We start from the raw sequence: 20,562 nt of genomic DNA on the forward strand, positions 1-20,562 counted from the left end.
AACATATAGGAAAAGGTAAATAATATGTATCACGATCTAATTTTGCAAAAAACTTTAGTAGTCAATAGTAATTTACATCAAGGAAACTTGAGTGAAGCAAGAAATGAGCAAGCACAAACGCATGACTTAAGCATCCCCGATTTAGCGATATCTTTATCTCCTGTTGGCTTTCTAATTGGTTGGGTAGTTTTTTTTCTAATATTGCAAAAAATCCGGGCATTTTTCGATGATAAAATGGTTATTTCTATTAACGGTTTACACAAACTCCCCTGTAAAAACTGTCGATTTTATTCAAATAATCATTATCTAAAATGTGCAGTCAATCCTTCTATTGTTCTTACCGGAGAAGCAATGAATTGTTCTGAATACTCACCTAATAACAAAAAAGGTTCCTCCAAAAATCCTTTTGAGTAGAAATAATTTTATAGCAACAATCTTCGTAATCTACTGCAACAGTTTAAGATGGTACATTACGGCTGTTCCATTATTCAGCTTATTTTGGCGCTTTTAATCTGTCTGTAGATAGATGCAATATTGTGAGCATCATCAATGCCGCGATGATGTGTACCTTTCAATTCTATCCCTAGCTCATTGAGAGCTTGTGCCATACCAAATCTTTTAGATACGCCAAGATATTCTGAGAATTCCTCTTTGATATTTATGTGTTCTGAAGTAAAAGGGTAAGCGAAATTATGAAACGCGCAATCTTGAATAAATTGCTTTTTGTCGTAATTACCCCAAGAACAAAAAATATGATTGGGAAATGAACAAATCCATTCTTTAAATCGAGAAATTGCCTCAATGAACTTTGGTGCTTCATCAACATCTTGCTGCCGAATACTAGTCAATTTGATACAAAAATCTGTCAGTTGTGGATGTCTCACAGGTTGGATGAATTGCTGAAACTCACAATCAATTTCCCATGTTGCTCGATTGAGCATTACCGCACCGATTTCAATGATTTCCATTTCGTGACGGGGAATAGTCTTCTTGTCACAGCACGTAGCCTCCAGATCGACTATCAAATAATAGTGGGATATTTTAGTTTGCATATTAGGGAAGAAATACTGGAAACGAATATTAGTAATTATTTATACTTGCTTTTAAAACTAACACAATATATTACATAAGTATTACTTGTAGATTAATTGTATTAAATATACTACAAAGGCGTAATGCTTCCAGCTTTTTATCTATTTTCGCCACAACCTTTTGTAGGATTTCACATCTATATGCGACTAGTATACTTAGAGAAAGGAATTTAGATTGATGAAAAAGGTTTAACCCAACCGAGTTTAATCGCAAAATCAAGAGCGATGGCAGCAAACACAAACCACAATAAACTTTCTGCCGCTAATACCAAAAAAGACCAAATTGTGATACTTGAATTCAATCCAAGCTCCATTTGAGTCAATCCCCGCACCAAACCAAAGGCCAGAACCCCACCAGCTTTAAGTTGGAGATTTTTATCTGAGCGGATGATATAGCGGTAAGTGACACCAAATAGTAAGCCACTAAAACTTGCGATTGCACCACTCACCAACAAGTGCCAGTTAATATCACTGTGCAGACTTGCAAGGTTCTGAAAATACTTTGCTAGTACAAAAGTATTTAAAAGACTAAAAAGTACAAAAGCAAAACACACAGAGAAACCTCCCAGTATTCCAGCTTTGAGGGATTCTATGCGTTCTGCCATTAATTGAGGATCTAAAATTGGATTCACTCTATATATAAATTAGTGATTAGGTATTGGAGAAATTTTTCCTTGTCTCCAGTATGATAAATGCTAAAGCAGCTTTGTAATTAATTAAATGCTTCTATTCTATAGGAATTTTGATGATAAATTCGGTTCCCTTACCTGGTTGAGAATTTACATCTAATACACCTTTATGTTTTTCTACAACTATTTCATAAGCGATCGATAAGCCAAGTCCAGTACCTTTACCAACGGTTTTTGTGGTAAACAACGGCTCAAACAACCTTTGTTTAAGCCGCTCAGGAATACCAATTCCATTATCAGCAATCCGAATTATAACTAATTGTTCAGAATCTATTTCTGTTGCAATTTTAATCTCAGGAATTAGATTGCTCATTTTGCCTTGCATTATAGCTTCATCAAGGGCATCAATTGCATTTGCCAGAATGTTCATAAATACTTGATTCATTTGACCTAAATAGCAATTTACCTCTGGCAATACTCCATAACTTTTAATAACTTCAATACTGGGACGCTCGCCATTAGCTTTGAGGCGGTGTTGCAAAATCATTAGTGTACTATCTAGCCCTTGGTGCAAATCAGCAGGTATTTTTGTATCGCTATCCGAACGAGAAAAGTTGCGGAGTGAATTGGAAAGGTTTTGAATTCGTTCACTTCCTAGCTGAAGTGAGTTTAAAATTTTTACCATATCTTCGAGAACGAAGTTCAGATCCAATTTTTCAATCGCAGTGGTAATTTTAGCTGTTGGGTTGGGATACTCTTGTTCATACAGTAGGAGTAACTCGGTTACTCCTGCAATGTATTCTTCCAAGGGTGGAATATTGCTGGAAATAAAATTGATGGGGTTGTTGATTTCATGGCCAATACCAGCAATTAACTCTCCGAGTGTTGATAGTTTTTCTTGCTGTACCAGTTGGACTTGAGCTTGTTGCAAAGCCTTGGTGCGATCGCTAACTTGTTGTTCCAAAGATTCAGTCAATTTTTTGAGCTGTAAATGTACGCGCACTCTCGCAATGACTTCCTCTTGTGCAAACGGTTTAGGGATATAATCTACTGCGCCAAGAGAAAATCCCTTCGTTTTGCTTTCTGTATCCGCCAAAGCAGTAGTGAAAATAATCGGAATGTTTTGGGTGGCAGGATTGGCTTTAAGACGACGACAAGTTTCAAATCCATCAATACCCGGCATTTGTACATCCAGCAAAATCAACTCTGGCTGATTGCGTTCAGCCTGGGCGATCGCAGTTTCTCCATCCACTGCAACACGGAAACGAAAACCCTCACTATTGAGCGCTGCACACAGGACAGATAAATTTGTTGGATTATCATCCACAATTAAAATAAATCCGTTATTTAGGGGTTTGATCATGATGAATTGGAAATTGGAATTTAGCTGAAGTTAATTGATGTATTTTTCAATAAAAGTTTCCAAACGTTTGAGTTGGAAATTACTAGCAAGCTGCATGAGCTGCTGAGAAAACATGTTTAGCTTCTCATCAGATGCAGAAAGTTTTTCAGCCAGTTCTAAAATATTTTGAATGTCGCCGTCTTGTGATAATTCGAGTAACTCTTGCAAAACATCTTTGCTAGGATGAATCATTTCATTTTGTTGATTAGAACCATCTTTAGAGATTTTTTTGATAGTGTCTAACTTAACGTCAAAAATCCATTCTAGTTGCAAAAACTGTCGTAGCATTTCTAGTAGATTTTCAGCTTCTACAGGCTTTGGTAAAAAGGCATCTGCACCTACATCAATACTCTTGTGCTGGTCTACTGCAAACACACTTGCTGACGAAGCGACGATCGGAATTTCTTTAAATGGCCCAGACTGACGCAAACGCCTAATTAACTCAAATCCATCCAATATCGGCATCACTAAATCAGTGATAATCATATCTGGTTTGTGGGCTAGAGACTGTACCCATGCTTCCTGACCATTACTAGCTTCTACAACAGTAAACCCAACCGGCTCTAGTAAATTAACAATTACCGATCGGTTTTCCCATTTATCATCCGCAATCAAAATGGTGCGCCTTTGCCCTTGATAACCAATAATAGTTCCCTGCTCAACTACTCTAGAAACCTTTGCCCAGTCTTTAGATTCTGAAAAGTTTGCCTCAAACCAGAAAGTGCTACCTTTGCCAAATTCACTTTGCACTTTAATTTGACCACCCATCAACAAAACAATTTTTTGACTGATTGCTAATCCTAAGCCTGTACCTTCAGAGTGTCGTTTCTGGCTTCCCACTTGTTCAAAGGGCTGGAAGATTTTTTCGGCTTGTTCAGGAGTTATACCAGTGCCAGTATCTACTACCTCAAAGCGAATTTTGTAGTTAGTTTTTCCATTAGCATTTGATTCTTGATTGATGACCTGAGTTTTGAAAGTGACACTGCCTTGATGAGTAAATTTCATGGCATTACTAAGCAAGTTAATCAGTACTTGCCGCAAGCGTTTTTCATCAGCATGAATACCCGTTGGTAAATTAGGATCGATTTCAATATGAAATGCGATGACTTTTTGTTCTGCCCTAATGCGGCAAATTTCAGTCACGCTATCTATAAAGGCAGGCAAGTAGAAATCAACAGGATACAATTCCAACTTCCGGGCTTCGATCTTAGAGAGATCCAGGACATCATTAATTAAGGTTAAAAGATGAGAACCACATTGATAAATAACGCTGAGTCCTTTGCGTCCTTTTTCACTTAAAGATTCTGTGCGTTGGAGAATTTGTGTATAGCCCAGGATGCCGTTAAGAGGTGTGCGTAGTTCATGACTCATGTTAGCCAGAAATTCACTCTTGGCTTGGCTAGAGTTTTGAGCGACTTCTTCTGCTTGACGTAGTTCTTTCTCAATACGCTTGCGCTCGACAATTTCTGTTGAAAGGACTTGATTGATAACCTCTAACTGGGCTGGGCTGGGTAGTATCAGAGCTTGAGGCATAAGATAAAATAACGCAAATGCCGTGTATATTGAAATAATTGCAGTTAAAGCTTTTAAACCACCTGCAATCCAATAGTTTGGATACCAAAGTGTCCAAATATCCATTAAGTGTCCAGTACCACAGGCAATGATAAAAGCACCAAATAACAAAAAAACTCCATTGAAAGGAACGTCTTTGCGTTTGGAAATAAAGTAAATCAATAGGAAGGGAATAGAATAATAGGCCAGAGCGATCGTGGCATCAGAAATAATGTGGAGCCAAACTAATCCAGTTTGCCAAAGATAACAATGTCCGTGGGGAATAAAACCGTTAGATTGGAAAGGATAGTTGAAGAATGTCTGCATCATACTAGGGGTTGTAGGATTTGGAATATATACCCGTAACCCTAGTATTCCCAAACCATCTAGTAGGAAAGCGCGATCGCTATTTTTTTACATTCGTCTTTATTAATGCTTGAAGTGCTAGCTTACCAAGAAAAATGGTGTATATTTTGCGTAGGCGTAGCCCGTCGTAGACATCGCCAGCCAAAGTTACAATGCCATTTATAAAAAAATCTCAGCCTGCCCAATCCCTGTATGATAAATATTAGAAACCTTTTGTAATTATTTGAAAAGCGGGACTATGGAGATTTTGACACTAGGTTGGGTATCGCTGTTAGTTGTGTTCACTTGGTCAATTGCAATGGTAGTTTGGGGACGTAACGGACTATAGAGGCATTGTGGAAAGTCCATTTTTGAGTATTTTAGCTTTAGTTGCCGTACTGCTGCTTGTAGTAGTCACCGGTGGTATTGGTTATTTAACCGTGGCAGATTGGCGCGATCGCCGTCGCCGAGATGAAGAGAAACGCACCAGCCGCAGCGCCACTCCCAAGCGGCGATAATTTTCTCGTGGTTGAAAAATGTTCTTGTAGGGACACGATAGTATCGTGTCCCTATATTGTTTTTTGGCATTCTAAGGAAAGAACTGTTACCTTTGCGATCGCAACGGGAATCATGAGATAGAAGACTTTCAATATTTAAAGTCCCACTGGGAATGGAAAACTCCTCTACTACTCAACCCATAGAACCAAATTCAGAACAGCAAGAATCTCATTCAGCTGTGACATCCTCCTTGCGTCAGAACGAGCAACAAAAAGCCTTGTCTGGAGTTATTGCTCGCATCCGCGAGTCTCTAGATATAGAAACTATCTTCAAAATTACAGTCACTGAAGTTCGCCAACTTCTAAAAAGCGATCGAGTTGGTGTGTTTCGTTTCTATCCTGATTTGGCATGGGAAGGGGAATTTATCTATGAAGATGTGGCAACAGAATGGGATTCGGCATTAGCAGCCAAACTGCGCGACCACTGCTTTAGTGAGGAGTTCGCAGAACTATATCAGCAAGGCCGGATTAGAGCAATAGCTGATATTTATCAAGTTAATGCCAGTGATTGCTACATCCAGATTCTAGAAAAATTCCAAGTACGTGCCAATATAACTGCCCCCTTGATCAAAGGTAAAGATTTATGGGGATTGTTGTGTATTCATCAGTGTGGTAGTCCTCGACAATGGGAAGCATCAGAAATTGAGTTTGTGCAATTAATCGCCGAACATCTAGGGGTTGCTTTACAGCAAGCAGACTACCTAGAACAAGTAAAACTACAATCAGCAGAACTAGCACAAGCAAAAGCCAGAGAAAAAGCAGCCCAATGGCAGAAAACCATAGCCATAACCATTGAGAAAATTCGTCAGTCTCTAGACTTAAAAAGCATTTTCCACACAAGCACCGCAGAACTTAGGAAACTGCTAAATGCTGATCGCGTGGCTATTTATCGCTTCAATCCCGATTGGAGTGGTGAATTCGTGTTTGAATCAGTGGCAGAGGGTTGGATTTCCCTCATTGACGAACAATTACAGCGACCGGAATTGAGTGAAAATGTCAGTGAATGTAGCGCCAAAGATTTAGCTAAACCTCCAGTCGCTGATACCTACTTGCAAGATACAGAGGGTGGTAGCTTCAGCCGCTGTGAAGTTTATCGTGTTTGTAATGATATTTATAATTCAGGCTTTAGCGACTGCTACATTAAAATCTTAGAAATCTATCAAGCAAGAGCTTATGTGATTATTGCCATTTACCACGGTCAGAAGCTCTGGGGCTTGCTAGCAGCATACCAAAATGCCAGAACCCGTGATTGGCAAAAAGATGAGGTTTACTTGCTTAATCAAGTTGGCACTCAACTAGGTGTGGCTTTGCAGCAAGCGGAATTTATCCAACAAATGCAGATTCAAGCAGCAGATATCAGCAAAGCTGCTGAAAGGCAAAGGGCACTAGCAAACACGGTAGAAAAAATTCGTCAGTCTCTTGATATTGAAGCCATCTTTAAAACCACTACTCAAGAAGTTCGTCGGTTATTAGAAGTGGAACGAGTCGCAATCTATCGCTTCTATCCTGACTGGAGTGGCGAGTTTGTCGCTGATTCTATAGTTGATGGCTGGACACCAATGGTTAAGCCGCAGCCTGTGACAGAAGGCGTTCTTGTGCAAGGAAAGCAAGCGGGTAAGTATGCACGCAATGAAGTTTTTGTCCCAATTTCTCAAGGCGAGAAGCTGTGGGGATTGTTAGTAGCTTATCAAAACTCCCAGCCCCGTTATTGGCAAGATGAGGAAATCAACTTATTGGCACAAGTTGGCGTTCAATTGGGGGTAGCATTACAGCAAGCTGAGTCATTGAAACAGATGCAGGTGCAAGCCCAAAAACTGTCTAAAGCCGCCGAACGAGAACGGAAAGCAGCCGAAAGGGAGAAGGCTCTAGCTGCGACAGTGGAGAAAATTCGTCAGTCTCTTGATATTGATACCATCTTTGCCACCAGTGCAGAAGAAGTCCGACGGTTATTGGAAGTTGATCGAGTCACAATCTATAAATTCAGGACTGATTGGAGTGGTGAATTTGTTGCTGAGTCTTTAGCCCAAAGTTGGACACCAGTAAAGGAAATTTTACCTGTAGTTGCAGATGATTACTTGCAACAAACCCAAGGTGGAAACTTTGCTAATGGTAAAAGTAGTGTGATTAAAGATATTTACAGCGCCAATTATTCTATCTGTCATATTGCTCTGCTTGAACTAATGGAGGTTAGGGCATATATAATTGTGCCGATTTTTCAGGGCGAGAAACTTTGGGGATTACTAGCAGCTTATCAAAATCTCAAACCGCGTGATTGGCAAGAAGATGAGGTAGATTTGCTGATGCAGATTGGTACTCAGTTAGGCGTAGGTCTTCAGCAAGCGGAATTACTTGAACAAACTCAACGTCAAAAAGAAGAACTTGCTCACACTCTTAAAGAATTACAAAACACTCAAAGCCAGTTGATTCAAAGTGAAAAAATGGCAGGCTTAGGGCAGTTAGTTGCTGGTGTAGCGCATGAAATTAACAACCCGATTAGTTTCATTTATGGCAACATCACCTATATTACGGAACATACCGAAAATTTATTTAAATTACTGCGTTTTTATCAGAAACAGTATCCTAAGGCAACAGGAGAAATTCAAAAGCAAGTAGCAGCATTAGATCTAGATTTTATTAGTGATGACTTGCCCAAAATTCTGACTTCAATGAAGATGGGGGCAGAGCGAATCTCTCAACTCGTCTTATCATTACGAATTTTTTCTCGACTTGACGAAGCCGGAATCAAGCCTGTTGACCTTCATGAAGGCATCGACAGTACTTTGCTAATTTTACAACATCGACTGCAACCACAAACTAATTCTTTTGCTATTGAGGTAGTTAAGCAATATGGTGAATTGCCCCCAGTAGTCTGCTATCCAGCGCAGATGAATCAGGTGTTTATGAATATTCTCAACAATGCGATCGATGCACTTGAAAACTCAGCAAATTGTGGAAAAATAATTGACGATCCGAAAATTTGGATTCGTACAGAAATAATCGAAGGGAATACAATTCTGATTTGGATTGCCGACAATGGTTGTGGGATTCCAGAAATGATGCGATCGCGAATTTTTGAACCTTTCTTTACCACCAAACAACCTGGACAAGGTATCGGTTTGGGGTTATCTATTAGCTACCAAATTATTGTAGAAAAACACGGCGGTAATATCAGATGTGTTTCTGAACCTGGTAATGGCTGTGAGTTCTGGATAGAAATTCCAATGAAAGGGATAGTTAGTTAAGGAAAAAAACAGGCGAAGCATTCTCTACGAGAGGCTACACAGAGGATACAGAGGAAAGAGGAAAAAGGCGATCGCACTGTAGAGATTTATGCAGGCGCTCGCTCGCTCTTTTTAACGAACCACAGAGGCGCAGAGAACACAGAGCAAGAAGAGAGCGATCGCTCACATTGTGGAATAAATATCTTATGGGAACTCATGCACAAGAAGCGATACCTGTCCTTGTTAATAAACTTATTGCAAATTCAGATATTAGCATTAAAGCTACTCATTCTCTGATAAAACTTGGACGTGATGCTGTCTCTTCTGTAATCAAAATATATGAGGAAAAGCTAAATTCTGTTGCTAATCCACCATTATAGGAAGTTGTGATCACAGCCGCAGTTAGTTTAAAAAGTTCTATAATTTTCTATGATGTTATCAGATTTAAATCATATTTTCATCTTGATATTTTTTGCTTCTCTTCTGCTTCTAGCACACTTTAGCGATATTAAAGTTAAGAATTTGACGTTAAAAGCTATATGTATATTTTTAATATCTTTATCACTTATATTTTTACTATCTAATGAATGTTTCAAAGGTATTGAGAATGAGGTCGAAAATATTAATGATGAAGAAAAATGTGTACCACGGATATTTGTTGAATGTAAAACTTTTACAGTTTATAAAGATCCTTTTCAACCAATAGTTACAATTTGTAAAAACACAATTAGTAATAAAAAGATATATGAATATGTTCAAGACTAGATTTAATCATTTAGATATCTTCATAAAAGAATTGCCCTAAGATTCTTAAATCCCAAGGCAAGCTAACTCTCTAATTCTTTTCTTACTCCGCGTTCTCTGCGCCTCTGCGGTTTGTTAAAGTTGCTTCACTTCCGAAACCAACTTCGCCACCATATCTTTTGCACTACCAAAAAGCATCGTAGTTTTATCCTTGTAGAACAACTCATTATCTACACCGGCAAAACCCGTACTCATCCCACGCTTAATTACAATCGTCTGCTTCGCACGATCTACTTCCAAAATCGGCATACCATAAATCGGGCTATTTTTATCACTCCGCGCCGCCGGATTTACCACATCATTTGCCCCAATTATTAAAGCCACATCTGCTTGTTCAAACTGGGGATTAATATCATCCATGTCGTACAACTGGGTATAAGGCACATTTGCCTCCGCCAGCAACACATTCATGTGCCCCGGCATTCTTCCAGCAACGGGGTGAATGGCATACTTGACATCAACGCCCATCCGTTCTAACTGATCTGACAATTCCCGGACGCTATGTTGCGCTTGGGCAACCGCCATACCATAACCAGGTACAATTACCACAGAACGGGCATAACCCAACATCATTGCCCCTTCTTCAGGATCGATACTGCGGACAGTTTGATCGGTTGCACCACCACTAGCAGCAGCACCACCCGAACTAGAACCTGTACCAAAAGCGCTAAACAGCACACTAAATAAGGAGCGGTTCATCGCCTTACACATAATCTCGGTGAGGATTAAGCCAGATGCTCCTACCAAAGCACCAGCGATGATTAACATATTGTTCATCACCACGAATCCAGCCGCCGCCGCCGCCACACCTGACAAGGAGTTCAACAGCGAGATTACTACTGGCATATCGCCGCCACCAATGGGGATGACGAACATCACGCCCAACACTAAAGAAACACCAACCACTCCCAAGAATATGGGTAAGCTATCTGGTGTGATGATTAAATAGGCACTACCTACCAGATAAGCACCCAGAAGCAAGAGGTTAAATGGTTGCTGGAATGGAAATGTAATCGGAGAACCGCTAATTAAACCTTGCAATTTAGCAAAGGCTAGAAAACTACCTGTGAAGGTAACACCACCGATTAACACGTCCAATAGCATGGAAATGTTGACATCTAGGGGTATCGGCTGAGAACTATCTAATAACCGCCAGAATTCGGCAACAGCTACTAATGCCGAAGCCGCACCGCCCAAACCGTTGAGTAAACCCACCATTTGGGGCATTTCGGTCATTTGGACTTTGTAGGCAACGATCGCACCAATTCCCGATCCAATCGCCAAGCCCAACAATATCATCTCGTAGTTCAACACATGCTGATCCAGCATTGTCGCCACAATTGCCAGCAACATCCCCACAGCCGCTACAATATTACCGTTTCTCGCGGTAGCGGGCGATCCCAGCTTTTTCAAGCCCAGAATAAATAACGATGCAGCGACTAAGTACGTCAGCTGAATGCCAGTTGGTAAAAAGTCGCTCACGCCTTAATCTCCTTCTTCTTGAACATTTGCAACATTCTATCTGTCACTAAAAAACCACCCACAACGTTGATTGTTGCTAATACCACAGCAATCAAACCGAGAATTACTGACACACTCGTATCTCTCGCACCAGCAGCAACTATTGCTCCCAGTACAGCAATCCCAGAAATCGCGTTTGAGCCTGACATTAAGGGCGTGTGTAAAGTCGGGGGGATTTTGTTGATGACTTCAAAGCCGATAAAAGATGCCAATACAAATACAAACAAAGCAGCAAGTAATGCCTCTGTCATGCTTGAAAAACTCCTTATGGTAATTTGGCTATTAACCTGCTCCAACGCCGCTCAAAGCTTGTAATGCATCGCGCACTCGTTGATTGCGAATTTCACCAGCGTGGGTAACACAAGCTGCATCAACGATGTCGTCGCTAAAATCCACCTGCAAAGCTTTGTCTTTAATTAGCAATTGCATCAACGATGTAACGTTCTTGGCATACAATTGGCTGGCGTGAATTGGCATCGATGATGGGAGATTGATGGGGCCGATAATTGTCACACCGTTCCACACAATATCTTTACCTGGTTCGGTACAGGCACAGTTACCACCCTGTTCAGCAGCCAAATCCACAATTACTGAACCTGGTTTCATTTGTGCCACCATTTCTTCTGTGACGAGCCGTGGTGCTTGTCTTCCAGGCACTTGGGCGGTAGTAATCACCACATCAGAATTCTTAATATGTTCGGCGACAACTTCTTGAGTGCGTTGTTTACTAGCCTCAGAAATTTCCTTGGCGTAACCACCTGCGGCGACGGTTTCTTCGTCTAATTTGACTTCAACGAATTTTGCCCCTAAGCTTTGCACTTCTTCTTTAACGGCGGGACGAATATCAAAGGCTTCTACCACTGCTCCCAAACGTCTGGCAGTAGCGATCGCTTGCAATCCCGCTACACCAGCGCCCATAATAAATACTTTCGCTGGAGCGATCGTACCTGCGGCTGTGGTTAACATTGGGAAGTATTTCGGTAATGCAGCTGCCGCAATTAATACTGCCTTGTAACCTGCTAATGAAGCTTGCGAGGACAAAGCATCCATACTTTGCGCCCTGGTAGTACGGGGAATCATTTCCATACTCAAGGCTGTAATTTTCCGATTTGCTAGTTGCTGTGCTACAACAGGATTTCCTAAAGGATTGAGGAAACTGACTAATACAGCCCCTTCCTTTAACAAATCAACTTCTGAACGTCCATCTTCTCGTTCTTGTGGTGGGCTGACTTTCAAAAGAATATCTGTTTCGCCCCATAATTTGGCAGTATCGCCAATTATTGTGGCTCCTGCGGCTTCATAGTCAGTATCGCTGAAAAAAGATCGCTCTCCTGCACCCTTTTCTACCCAGACTTCCAAACCTTGCTTTACCAATCGAGCAACGGTGTCAGGAATTAATGCCACACGACGTTCACAAACTTCAATTTCTTTAGCAACTGCTATTCTCATGAAATCTCCTGAAGATAAATACCTAATCTCTGCCAAGTAAGTGATTGTCTAGATGAGGGATATCCCGTATTCATAGTACTTAGGCAGGAACATCAGCTATGACTTTTACTTGTAGATTGAACCTTGAAACTTTCCTCTCCCACTCTTAGCTGTCCAGGCAATGCCTGACTTTGCCGTTCGCAGATGTCATATTTTCAGATAGTTGCAAACAGGGTTACGTATTGCACATCCTAAATTGATTCCCAAATTTTGCATCTTTATCTTCAGCTTATTTTCGGGATTGAGAAATTTTGGTATTTCTGTCTTATAGAGTAATATTGACCCAATTTTGAAGGCTTTATAATTTCCAAATCAAATTTTAATGATTACGACTTTGATTCCAATCCAACCTATTTTAATCAATTTAGCCCAACTTAACTGGCGATCGCTGATGGCACGCCTCAATTTTTATAACAAAATTCTCAAATTTAGATACACTTATACATATTTAGAAACACAATCCAATCCCAACGGTGTTTCTATTGAGTTCCAGATTTGACCAACCTAGTCATCAAAGCAGGAATCTATAAGGGTAATGAAGTAAATTGGTTGGATGTAAAATTTATTGCTAAGTAATTTTACTGCCGTCTAAACATCAGAGAGGATGGCACTTTTTGTTGTTACTGAACGTCAATTGTCAGGAAGTGAGTAGTAAACTTTAGTAACGAATACTAACACACGGTTATTTTAGATAACAGATTTATTTTTTGGTAGAGGAAGCTCAATTATGCGACGTTTACTTTCCGCTTTAGCCGTGACTAGCTGTTTAGTGACTGGATTTCCAGCCCTGACTTGGGCACAAAGTTTACCTGGATTTACGCTGTTTAGCGGCGTTAAAGCCGAAAATCAACTGCCCTTCCGACTAGATTTTGGTGGACAAGCCAATGGTTGGGATCGATATATATTAAGGATTCCAGCCCAAAGAATGAAATTGGCTGTTGGTCAATTTGCCATTACCTACCCTAATTATTACAAAGGAACTTTTGACCAGAACAAAATTGAAGTCCGAGTCAAAGGCAAAGCAGTTCCGCTTTCTGAGGTGAAGTGGGACAAAGAAGGTAAGCTGATTAATATTTTTCCCCAAGAGCCTGTACCAGCAGGTAGCGCAGTTGAGGTAGTCTTATCTAACGTGAAAAATCCATCTTTTGGCGGTGTTTACTACTTTAACTGTCAAGTGCTTTCCCCTGGTGATGTGCCACTATTGCGCTACATGGGAACATGGATTTTGAGCATCAATTAAGAGTGTTGATTGGGTGTAACCAATGCTCAATTCCCAATTCACTAAAAAAGTGATACAATTAGAGATTGTGAGTTTTTATAAAAATCACCTAAGAGGAGAACAGTATGAAAAGAACACTAGGCGGTACTAGCCGTAAGAGAAAAAGAACCTCTGGTTTTCGTGCCAGAATGCGGACACCAGATGGTAGAAACGTGATTAGAGCTAGGAGAAAAAAGGGCCGTCACCGTTTGAGCGTTTAGGGCATATTTAAGCTAAAAGAGTATCTGTGGCTTTGCCTAAAGCAAATCGGCTAAAATCCCGCAAGGATTTTCAGGCAGTTTTCCGGGAAGGAATTCGGCGTAATGGCTCTTATTTAACATTGAGAGCCTTAAAGCCGTTGTCTTCAAGAAAACCTTCTTTGGACACTGCCACTCAGACTACACAACCAATTGACTCACTGCATATTTCCAGCATACGCATTGGCATTTCTATAAGCACAAAAGTCAGCAAAAGGGCAGTGGTTCGCAACCGAATCAAACGGCAAATTACTTCTGCTTTATATAGTTTGCTACCCAAATTATCACCAGGATGGCGGTTAGTGTTCATTGTCAAACCCACAGCAGCAGAATCTAAGTGCGTAAGCCCACAATTTCTGCAAGAATTAGAGCAGTTGTTGGCACAAGCTGAGGTGTTCGATGGGAATTCGTGAAGATGTTTATTATGAAGGTGGCCCCCATATTGGGGATTTAATTGTCAACCTATTGATTGGACTAACCATTGTCGGGATACCATTGACAGTTGGGGCAATTGTCAGAGCATTGTGGCTGCGTTTCCGCATCACCGATCGCCGAGTTACAGTAAGCGGAGGTTGGCAGGGGCGCGATCGCACTGACATAATTTACTCAGAAATTGTCAAAGTTGTCACAATCCCCCGTGGCATTGGCTTGTGGGGAGATATGGTACTAACCCTAAAAAACGGCAGTCGTCTCGAATTGCGTGCAATTCCCAAATTCCGGGAAGTCTATGACTACATTAATGAAAGAATTGCTGCGAAAAATCCCGAATATACGGTAGCTGCTAATAAGTGATGGGAGTAGGGAATAGGGAATGCCGAATTTGCTCAGATAAAATACAAAATTCAGAACTTCGCACTTACCAAAAAATACATACCACTCCCTACTTCCCTACTTTTGGCATGTGCGGCTATCCGTAGCTAAGGGTAGTCGCACATAATTTATGATTTAGATAAATTAGATTCAGTTAGTTTACAGTACCTCAGGTTGAATTCAGAATAATGGATTTTGGTATCGGCTTTCTCTCGAACAACGTGATGCTGCCAATCATAGATTTCTTCTATGGTATTGTGCCTAGCTACGGATTGGCGATCGTTGCTTTGACATTGATAGTCCGCTTCGCGCTCTATCCCCTGAGTGCTGGCTCAATTCGCAACATGCGGAAGATGCGAATTGTACAACCTCTGATGCAGAAGCGGATGGCAGAAATTAAAGAGCGCTATAAGGATGAACCGCAAAAGCAGCAGGAGGAAATGGTCAATGTCCAAAAAGAATTTGGCAACCCCTTGGCAGGCTGTTTTCCGTTATTAGTGCAAATGCCGGTCTTATTAGCGCTGTTTGCCACTTTGCGGGGTTCACCTTTTGCAAGTGCAAACTACAGCGTTAACCTGCAAATCGTTCCCGCAGAACAAATCGAGCAAATTCAACCGCAAGCCTTTGCGACTGCTCCTCAAAATATTTATATTGCAGATGGGGAACACGTCAAAGTAGCTGCAATCCTTCCCAGTGGTAACAAACTAGCGGTGGGAGAACAAACTAAGATCCAATATCAGACTGTTGAAGGCAAACCATTTCAGGTACTTTTAGCAGAACACCCAGAAAATAAGCTAACTCCTGATTGGAAAGTAACCAAAGGCGAAGATCGCATAAAAATTGATGCTGATGGCAATGTAGAAGCCTTGCAGCCAGGAGAAGTTAGCATTCAAGGAACAATTCCCGGACTAGCAGCAGAAAAAGGCTTTCTATTCATTGATGCTTTAGGCAGAGTTGGCGCACAAGATGCAGATGGCACAATCCACTGGGATATTGTCGCTATGATCGTCTTCTTTGGAATCAGCCTTTATGTTAGCCAAATGCTTTCTGGGCAAAATTCCAGTGGTGGCAATCCGCAGCAAGATACAGTTAACAAAATTACTCCAGTCATATTTTCTGGGATGTTTTTGTTCTTCCCCCTACCAGCCGGGGTGTTGATGTATATGGTGATTGGTAACATTTTCCAAACTGCACAAACTTATCTTCTCTCACGCGAACCTCTACCAGAAGAACTGCAAAAAATTGTAGAAACCCAAGAGAAAGAAGCAACAGTCATCGAACAAAAAGCATTGCCTTTTGAACCGAAAAGTTCTAAGAAAAAGGCTACAGGGGGATCATGAGCAACATTTCGATGCAGCGAGGTCAGCAGTGGTTAAAAACCCTGCTGGAACTCACTGGAGTGCCTGCTGAGATTCAGGGTCATTTAGAAACTCCCCAATCTCAAGACAGCGATTCCCCAGAACCAGATAATTACTGGTTGACAATCGATCAAACAAATTTGACGACAGAACAAATCCAGATATTAATTGGTACTGATGGTTCTGTGCTAGATGCGATTCAGTATCTAGCAAATTCAGTTTTAAACCTGAGCCAACCCCCAGAAGAACAAGCCTCTTACACTATTGAGTTGAATGGCTACCGGGTCAAAAGAGAAGCCGAAATTCGCGCATTAGCAGAAGCAGCAGCCGATGAAGTGCGCTTTTCTGGTAGAGAAGTGGAAATCAAATCTCTCAGTTCTGCTGAAAGGCGACAAATCCATACCTTCTTGAAGGAATTTGGAGATTTGGAAACCTTCAGTCGCGGTAAAGAGCCGCACCGTCATCTGGTTGTGCGACCAGCTTCGTTGGAAGAAGTTAGAGGTTAGTAGAGACGCAATTAATCGCGTCTCTACAGGAGTTAAGAGTTAATTGAAAGCTCAATATAATTTCAAAATTTCTCTTGTTCCTAAAAGCTAAAATAAAAATGTAGTATCAGTATTATTGCTGGTAATGACCATTAATTTTCGTGAGGATGTCTCACAAATCCTATGGACGCAATTTATATTCCGCAGCTAACTAAAGCCCCGGAGCGGACAGAGGAAGTTCAAGTTGAGGAATTTCTGCCTGGTCTGGAAACGTTAACACCAGTTCGCGGTCATGTGCGCGTGCAGCATCATGGCACTTACCTGGAAGTGTCCGCTCAGGCAGAAACAATTATTACTTGTACCTGCAATCGCTGCTTGCAGCAATACAATCGCCGCTTAGGGCTTGATACCAAAGAAATCATCTGGTTAGACGAAGCTGCAAATCAAGTAAATGACTTGCCCCTAGAAAGGGAAGTGATTATGGAAGAGTTGCTTGAAACCCTGCCACCCGATGGTCATTTTTATCCCAACGAATGGCTGTATGAGCAGATGTGTTTGGCAGTACCTCAGCGACAGTTATGCGATCGCAATTGTCCAGGTATTCCTGTAAGTAATACTGTTGATAGTTCTGATAGTCCTGAAACTCCAGTTGATAACCGTTGGGCTTCTCTGGAAGCTTTGAAAAAGCAACTTCCGGGATCGTAGCTGGAATTTAACTTTTTTAAAGTGCCATTTGGTGCGTTACGGCGCAATTAACTATTTTGTACAAAAAATATGTGTCTATAGTACCTAACGCTCCTAATGGCGCTGCAAGACAAAAATGGTGTTAAGAGAAAAATTAAATTATATTTTAAACTGGATTTTCCCAAAATTTTTAATTCATCATCTTAGTCTTGCCACACTATTACAAAAGTATCTAAATTAGTTTATGTAAGCTTAATTTATATCAACTTGCGCTGCAACCATGAGTCAAAAAAGAAAGAGTCTTTTTCTAAAATGGATGTATTTAGTCAGTGATATTAATAATTTCTTGCCCAATTCAACCGCATTAGCTTGTCCAAATTGTTATCAGCTAGGAGTTGATTTTCAATATGTTGGTGATTTGCAAACAAAGATAGGCTACATGGTAATATGGTGCCCGTTTTGTTTACAAGGAATACATATTTCTAGAGTGAGCATTCCCGATCAAGCTCAGGCTCTTTCTTTTAATTTATCGCCAGAAAAAATTTTAAAGCGAATTCCAAATTTCACTCTTGTAAAGCCAGACTATTGAGAAAAATTTCAAGTTCAATCCAATTTGAGAAAAGTTTTTGGCAAGGACAAATACAGAAGTGCCACAATTAAATTGTATCAACCACCTAATAATTTAGATCATGCTATCAAAACAGAGTGATCGCACCGACAACTCTGTAAACTTGTGGATAGTAGCCTAGAATTCTTGTTATTAGTTTTTAGTTGTTATAAGCGATACAAAGCTGAACAATGAAAGAAGAACTAATCACAACAGCAAAATATGAACTTCCGTGAAGAGTTTAAACTGCTGCTACGCGCCCGCTACCCTTTAATTTATATTCCCACTTATGAGGAGGAGCGGGTAGAAGCAGCTATCCGGGAAGAAGCAACTAACCAGGGTAATCGCCCAGTGTATACCTGGGATTTTGTCGATGGCTACCAGGGAAACCCCAATGATGTGGGGTTTGGGCGACGTAACCCGTTGCAAGCTTTAGAATTTATCGAAAAATTACCAGCTTCCGCACCTGCGGTATTGATTCTCCGAGATTATCATCGCTTTTTAGATGATGTAGCGATCGCTCGTAAACTCCGCAACCTCGCCCGACTCCTCAAGTCGCAACCAAAAAATATTGTTCTACTGTCGCCGCGCATCGCCATCCCTGACGATTTAACCGAAGTTCTGACAGTCGTCGAGTTTCCCTTACCCGCTGCCCCAGAAATTAAAACTGAGGTAGAACGCTTACTACAAAGTACTGGTAACTCACTTTCTGGCCAAGTTTTAGATGACTTGGTGCGTTCTTGTCAAGGGCTTTCGATGGAACGGATTCGTCGGGTTTTAGCAAAGGCGATCGCTACCCACGGCGAATTGCAACCAGAAGACGTGGATCTGGTTTTGGAAGAAAAGCGTCAAACTATCCGCCAAACCCAAATCCTGGATTTCTACCCCGCTACTGAGCAAATTTCTGATATCGGTGGACTGGATAACTTGAAAGACTGGCTGATCCGTCGAGGAGGCTCATTTACTGATAAGGCCCGACAGTACGGATTACCGCACCCCCGTGGTTTAATGTTGGTGGGTATTCAGGGAACTGGTAAATCGTTAACGGCAAAAGCGATCGCTCATCACTGGCATTTACCCTTGCTACGTCTGGATGTGGGAAGGTTATTTGGTGGTTTGGTGGGTGAATCAGAATCTCGAACTCGGCAAATGATCCAAGTAGCTGAAGCCTTAGCGCCCTGTATTTTGTGGATTGATGAAATAGATAAAGCCTTTGCTGGAATTGGTAGCAAAGGTGATGCCGGAACAGCCAGCCGTGTGTTTGGTACTTTTATTAACTGGCTAGCCGAAAAAAGCTCACCCGTTTTTGTCGTCGCCACTGCCAACGATATCCAAGCCCTACCGCCGGAAATGCTGCGTAAAGGGCGTTTTGATGAAATTTTCTTTGTGGGATTGCCCACCCAAGAAGAGAGAAAAGCAATTTATGATGTTCATTTATCCCGATTGCGCCCCCATAACTTGAAAAGTTATGACATCGAAAGGTTAGCTTATGAAACGCCTGATTTTTCTGGGGCAGAGATTGAGCAAACTTTAATTGAAGCGATGCATATTGGATTTAGCCAAAATCGCGACTTTGCTACTGACGATATTTTAGAAGCCGCGAGTCAGATCATCCCCTTGGCGCGAACTGCTGTTGAGCAAATTCAGCAACTTCAAGAATGGGCGGCGGCTGGGAGAGCGCGTTTAGCATCGAAACATAATCCTTTAAGCGAACGCCTCCGGCGCACTACGTGAACCCTTCAACAGTAGCTACAATAATTGATCAGTTAATAATTGCTGAGTCAATAGTCAACAGTGAATCATGAATTACTATTGACTATTGACTATTTACCACTGGCGATCGGGTTTTAACTATGTTGTCTGGCTTAACAAAATTTATACTTGGGATTTTCTTAGCGATCGCTGTGCTAATAGGTGGCGGCGCTGCAATTGCACTCTATTTTATGAATCGCACCGGCATACCCCCTGCCAAACCTGTTTATTCCAACGATAGTCCCTCAGTGAAAGCCCAAGCTCCAAAAGGAACTGAGCTTGGAGGAGCTAAACCCAGCCTGACACCTGGGACATCTACTAAACCATCTCCAAGCTCAAGCCCCACTCCCACAGCATCACCAAAGGCTACCCCATCACCAAAAGCATTGCCATCGGGAGCTTACCGAGGGCGTGTTAGTTGGGCTGAAGGCTTGAGTTTGCGATCGCAACCAAATCTAGAGGCTGAAAAAATTGGTGGGGTTGCTTTTAATCAAAAAATTATTATTTTGGAAGAAAGCGAGGATAAAGGTTGGCAAAAGATCCGTTTGGAAGATAGCGAACAAGAAGGTTGGGTGAAAGCAGGTAATACTGAAAAAGTTGATGAACAAAAGCCTGAAAAACCAGAAGATACACAAAAACCAGAGCAATAAAAATTCTATAAATTTTGTTGCTCTGAAACCGTGATGGCTCTTTTAATTTTTCTCCCTTGTTTCTCCCTTGTTCAGAGCAGTTCCCCTACCTC

The 20,562-nt window shown here is 41.3% G+C and carries 23 protein-coding genes; 16 read left to right on the plus strand and 7 right to left on the minus strand.

Annotation, left to right across the window (positions count from 1 at the left end):
- The first annotated feature begins 24 nt into the window (after positions 1–24).
- Positions 25–414: a hypothetical protein gene (locus IQ274_RS14120; RefSeq protein ID WP_194142627.1), complete on the plus strand. Its 390-nt coding sequence runs from the start codon at positions 25–27 to the stop codon at positions 412–414.
- A gap of 74 nt (positions 415–488) precedes the next feature.
- On the opposite strand, the gene IQ274_RS14125 is transcribed toward IQ274_RS14120, so the two are convergent.
- The 4 genes from IQ274_RS14125 to IQ274_RS14140 form a co-directional block, all read right to left on the minus strand.
- The gene (locus IQ274_RS14125; protein ID WP_194142628.1) at positions 489–1,052 is read right to left on the minus strand and encodes a 3'-5' exonuclease; all 564 of its coding nucleotides are present in this window, start codon (positions 1,050–1,052) and stop codon (positions 489–491) included.
- 209 nt (positions 1,053–1,261) lie between these two features.
- Positions 1,262–1,696 (minus strand): hypothetical protein, encoded by a 435-nt coding sequence (locus tag IQ274_RS14130; RefSeq protein ID WP_194142696.1) that lies wholly within the window; start codon positions 1,694–1,696, stop codon positions 1,262–1,264.
- A gap of 121 nt (positions 1,697–1,817) precedes the next feature.
- Complete coding sequence (locus IQ274_RS14135; protein WP_194142629.1) at positions 1,818–3,083, minus strand: response regulator; 1,266 nt, start codon at positions 3,081–3,083, stop codon at positions 1,818–1,820.
- A gap of 30 nt (positions 3,084–3,113) precedes the next feature.
- Positions 3,114–5,000 (minus strand): ATP-binding protein, encoded by a 1,887-nt coding sequence (locus IQ274_RS14140; RefSeq protein WP_194142697.1) that lies wholly within the window; start codon positions 4,998–5,000, stop codon positions 3,114–3,116.
- Positions 5,001–5,277: 277 nt separating this feature from the next.
- Between IQ274_RS14140 and petN the strand changes: the two genes are divergently transcribed.
- The 4 genes from petN (at position 5,278) to IQ274_RS14160 (ending at position 9,176) form a co-directional block, all read left to right on the plus strand.
- Positions 5,278–5,367, plus strand: coding sequence for a cytochrome b6-f complex subunit PetN (petN, locus tag IQ274_RS14145; RefSeq protein WP_012408302.1), 90 nt, complete (start codon positions 5,278–5,280; stop codon positions 5,365–5,367).
- A 7-nt stretch (positions 5,368–5,374) separates the two neighbouring features.
- On the plus strand, positions 5,375–5,536 hold the full coding sequence (locus tag IQ274_RS14150) for a hypothetical protein (protein ID WP_012408301.1): 162 nt from the start codon (positions 5,375–5,377) through the stop codon (positions 5,534–5,536).
- 152 nt (positions 5,537–5,688) lie between these two features.
- Positions 5,689–8,817 (plus strand): GAF domain-containing protein, encoded by a 3,129-nt coding sequence (locus IQ274_RS14155; RefSeq protein WP_194142630.1) that lies wholly within the window; start codon positions 5,689–5,691, stop codon positions 8,815–8,817.
- Positions 8,818–9,002: 185 nt separating this feature from the next.
- Entirely contained in the window at positions 9,003–9,176 is a 174-nt protein-coding gene (locus IQ274_RS14160; RefSeq protein ID WP_194142631.1) for a hypothetical protein, read from the plus strand.
- A 499-nt stretch (positions 9,177–9,675) separates the two neighbouring features.
- Here IQ274_RS14160 and IQ274_RS14165 read toward each other — a convergent pair whose 3' ends face one another.
- The 3 genes from IQ274_RS14165 to IQ274_RS14175 are packed head-to-tail and all read right to left on the minus strand — an operon-like array spanning position 9,676 to position 12,570.
- Positions 9,676–11,082: an NAD(P)(+) transhydrogenase (Re/Si-specific) subunit beta gene (locus tag IQ274_RS14165; protein ID WP_194142632.1), complete on the minus strand. Its 1,407-nt coding sequence runs from the start codon at positions 11,080–11,082 to the stop codon at positions 9,676–9,678.
- Complete coding sequence (locus tag IQ274_RS14170) at positions 11,079–11,372, minus strand: NAD(P) transhydrogenase subunit alpha (RefSeq protein WP_012408294.1); 294 nt, start codon at positions 11,370–11,372, stop codon at positions 11,079–11,081. The genes IQ274_RS14165 and IQ274_RS14170 overlap by 4 nt, the downstream gene beginning before the upstream one ends.
- 31 nt (positions 11,373–11,403) lie before the next feature.
- Entirely contained in the window at positions 11,404–12,570 is a 1,167-nt protein-coding gene (locus IQ274_RS14175) for a Re/Si-specific NAD(P)(+) transhydrogenase subunit alpha (protein WP_163926913.1), read from the minus strand.
- A 361-nt stretch (positions 12,571–12,931) separates the two neighbouring features.
- On the opposite strand from IQ274_RS14175, the gene IQ274_RS14180 reads away from it, so the two are divergent.
- From IQ274_RS14180 to IQ274_RS14230, 11 genes are all read left to right on the plus strand, one after another.
- The gene (locus IQ274_RS14180) at positions 12,932–13,108 is read left to right on the plus strand and encodes a hypothetical protein (protein ID WP_194142633.1); all 177 of its coding nucleotides are present in this window, start codon (positions 12,932–12,934) and stop codon (positions 13,106–13,108) included.
- A gap of 228 nt (positions 13,109–13,336) precedes the next feature.
- Entirely contained in the window at positions 13,337–13,849 is a 513-nt protein-coding gene (locus IQ274_RS14185) for a DUF2808 domain-containing protein (protein ID WP_194142634.1), read from the plus strand.
- A 104-nt stretch (positions 13,850–13,953) separates the two neighbouring features.
- Complete coding sequence (gene rpmH / locus IQ274_RS14190; RefSeq protein WP_012408291.1) at positions 13,954–14,088, plus strand: 50S ribosomal protein L34; 135 nt, start codon at positions 13,954–13,956, stop codon at positions 14,086–14,088.
- Between the two features lie 26 nt (positions 14,089–14,114).
- Positions 14,115–14,537: a ribonuclease P protein component gene (gene rnpA, locus IQ274_RS14195; protein WP_114081015.1), complete on the plus strand. Its 423-nt coding sequence runs from the start codon at positions 14,115–14,117 to the stop codon at positions 14,535–14,537.
- Positions 14,524–14,916 (plus strand): PH domain-containing protein, encoded by a 393-nt coding sequence (locus IQ274_RS14200; RefSeq protein ID WP_163926909.1) that lies wholly within the window; start codon positions 14,524–14,526, stop codon positions 14,914–14,916. The genes rnpA and IQ274_RS14200 overlap by 14 nt, the downstream gene beginning before the upstream one ends.
- 206 nt (positions 14,917–15,122) lie before the next feature.
- Positions 15,123–16,274 (plus strand): membrane protein insertase YidC, encoded by a 1,152-nt coding sequence (gene yidC, locus IQ274_RS14205; RefSeq protein WP_163926908.1) that lies wholly within the window; start codon positions 15,123–15,125, stop codon positions 16,272–16,274.
- Entirely contained in the window at positions 16,271–16,798 is a 528-nt protein-coding gene (locus IQ274_RS14210) for a protein jag (protein WP_114081017.1), read from the plus strand. Before yidC ends, IQ274_RS14210 begins: the two co-directional genes overlap by 4 nt.
- Before the next feature lie 162 nt (positions 16,799–16,960).
- Positions 16,961–17,482, plus strand: a complete 522-nt coding sequence (locus IQ274_RS14215) for a YceD family protein (protein WP_194142635.1) — start codon at positions 16,961–16,963, stop codon at positions 17,480–17,482.
- Positions 17,483–17,741: 259 nt separating this feature from the next.
- A complete protein-coding gene (locus tag IQ274_RS14220; RefSeq protein ID WP_194142636.1) occupies positions 17,742–18,050 on the plus strand; it encodes a hypothetical protein in 309 nt (102 codons plus the stop codon).
- 240 nt (positions 18,051–18,290) lie between these two features.
- Positions 18,291–19,802 (plus strand): AAA family ATPase, encoded by a 1,512-nt coding sequence (locus IQ274_RS14225; RefSeq protein WP_194142637.1) that lies wholly within the window; start codon positions 18,291–18,293, stop codon positions 19,800–19,802.
- A 119-nt stretch (positions 19,803–19,921) separates the two neighbouring features.
- Positions 19,922–20,470: an SH3 domain-containing protein gene (locus tag IQ274_RS14230; RefSeq protein ID WP_194142638.1), complete on the plus strand. Its 549-nt coding sequence runs from the start codon at positions 19,922–19,924 to the stop codon at positions 20,468–20,470.
- Positions 20,471–20,562 lie beyond the last annotated feature (92 nt).

It is taken from the genome of Nostoc sp. LEGE 12447 (assembly GCF_015206985.1).
Lineage (GTDB): Bacteria > Cyanobacteriota > Cyanobacteriia > Cyanobacteriales > Nostocaceae > Nostoc.

Coding starts and splice junctions, on each gene's coding strand:
- IQ274_RS14120 (WP_194142627.1), top strand. CDS start 25: ATGTATCACGATCTAATTTTGCAAAAAACTTTAGTAGTCAATAGTAAT.
- IQ274_RS14125 (WP_194142628.1), bottom strand. CDS start 1,052: ATGCAAACTAAAATATCCCACTATTATTTGATAGTCGATCTGGAGGCT.
- IQ274_RS14130 (WP_194142696.1), bottom strand. CDS start 1,696: ATGGCAGAACGCATAGAATCCCTCAAAGCTGGAATACTGGGAGGTTTC.
- IQ274_RS14135 (WP_194142629.1), bottom strand. CDS start 3,083: ATGATCAAACCCCTAAATAACGGATTTATTTTAATTGTGGATGATAAT.
- IQ274_RS14140 (WP_194142697.1), bottom strand. CDS start 5,000: ATGCAGACATTCTTCAACTATCCTTTCCAATCTAACGGTTTTATTCCC.
- petN (WP_012408302.1), top strand. CDS start 5,278: ATGGAGATTTTGACACTAGGTTGGGTATCGCTGTTAGTTGTGTTCACT.
- IQ274_RS14155 (WP_194142630.1), top strand. CDS start 5,689: ATGGAAAACTCCTCTACTACTCAACCCATAGAACCAAATTCAGAACAG.
- IQ274_RS14160 (WP_194142631.1), top strand. CDS start 9,003: ATGGGAACTCATGCACAAGAAGCGATACCTGTCCTTGTTAATAAACTT.
- IQ274_RS14170 (WP_012408294.1), bottom strand. CDS start 11,372: ATGACAGAGGCATTACTTGCTGCTTTGTTTGTATTTGTATTGGCATCT.
- IQ274_RS14175 (WP_163926913.1), bottom strand. CDS start 12,570: ATGAGAATAGCAGTTGCTAAAGAAATTGAAGTTTGTGAACGTCGTGTG.
- IQ274_RS14180 (WP_194142633.1), top strand. CDS start 12,932: ATGATTACGACTTTGATTCCAATCCAACCTATTTTAATCAATTTAGCC.
- IQ274_RS14185 (WP_194142634.1), top strand. CDS start 13,337: ATGCGACGTTTACTTTCCGCTTTAGCCGTGACTAGCTGTTTAGTGACT.
- rpmH (WP_012408291.1), top strand. CDS start 13,954: ATGAAAAGAACACTAGGCGGTACTAGCCGTAAGAGAAAAAGAACCTCT.
- IQ274_RS14200 (WP_163926909.1), top strand. CDS start 14,524: ATGGGAATTCGTGAAGATGTTTATTATGAAGGTGGCCCCCATATTGGG.
- yidC (WP_163926908.1), top strand. CDS start 15,123: ATGGATTTTGGTATCGGCTTTCTCTCGAACAACGTGATGCTGCCAATC.
- IQ274_RS14210 (WP_114081017.1), top strand. CDS start 16,271: ATGAGCAACATTTCGATGCAGCGAGGTCAGCAGTGGTTAAAAACCCTG.
- IQ274_RS14215 (WP_194142635.1), top strand. CDS start 16,961: ATGGACGCAATTTATATTCCGCAGCTAACTAAAGCCCCGGAGCGGACA.
- IQ274_RS14220 (WP_194142636.1), top strand. CDS start 17,742: ATGAGTCAAAAAAGAAAGAGTCTTTTTCTAAAATGGATGTATTTAGTC.
- IQ274_RS14225 (WP_194142637.1), top strand. CDS start 18,291: ATGAACTTCCGTGAAGAGTTTAAACTGCTGCTACGCGCCCGCTACCCT.
- IQ274_RS14230 (WP_194142638.1), top strand. CDS start 19,922: ATGTTGTCTGGCTTAACAAAATTTATACTTGGGATTTTCTTAGCGATC.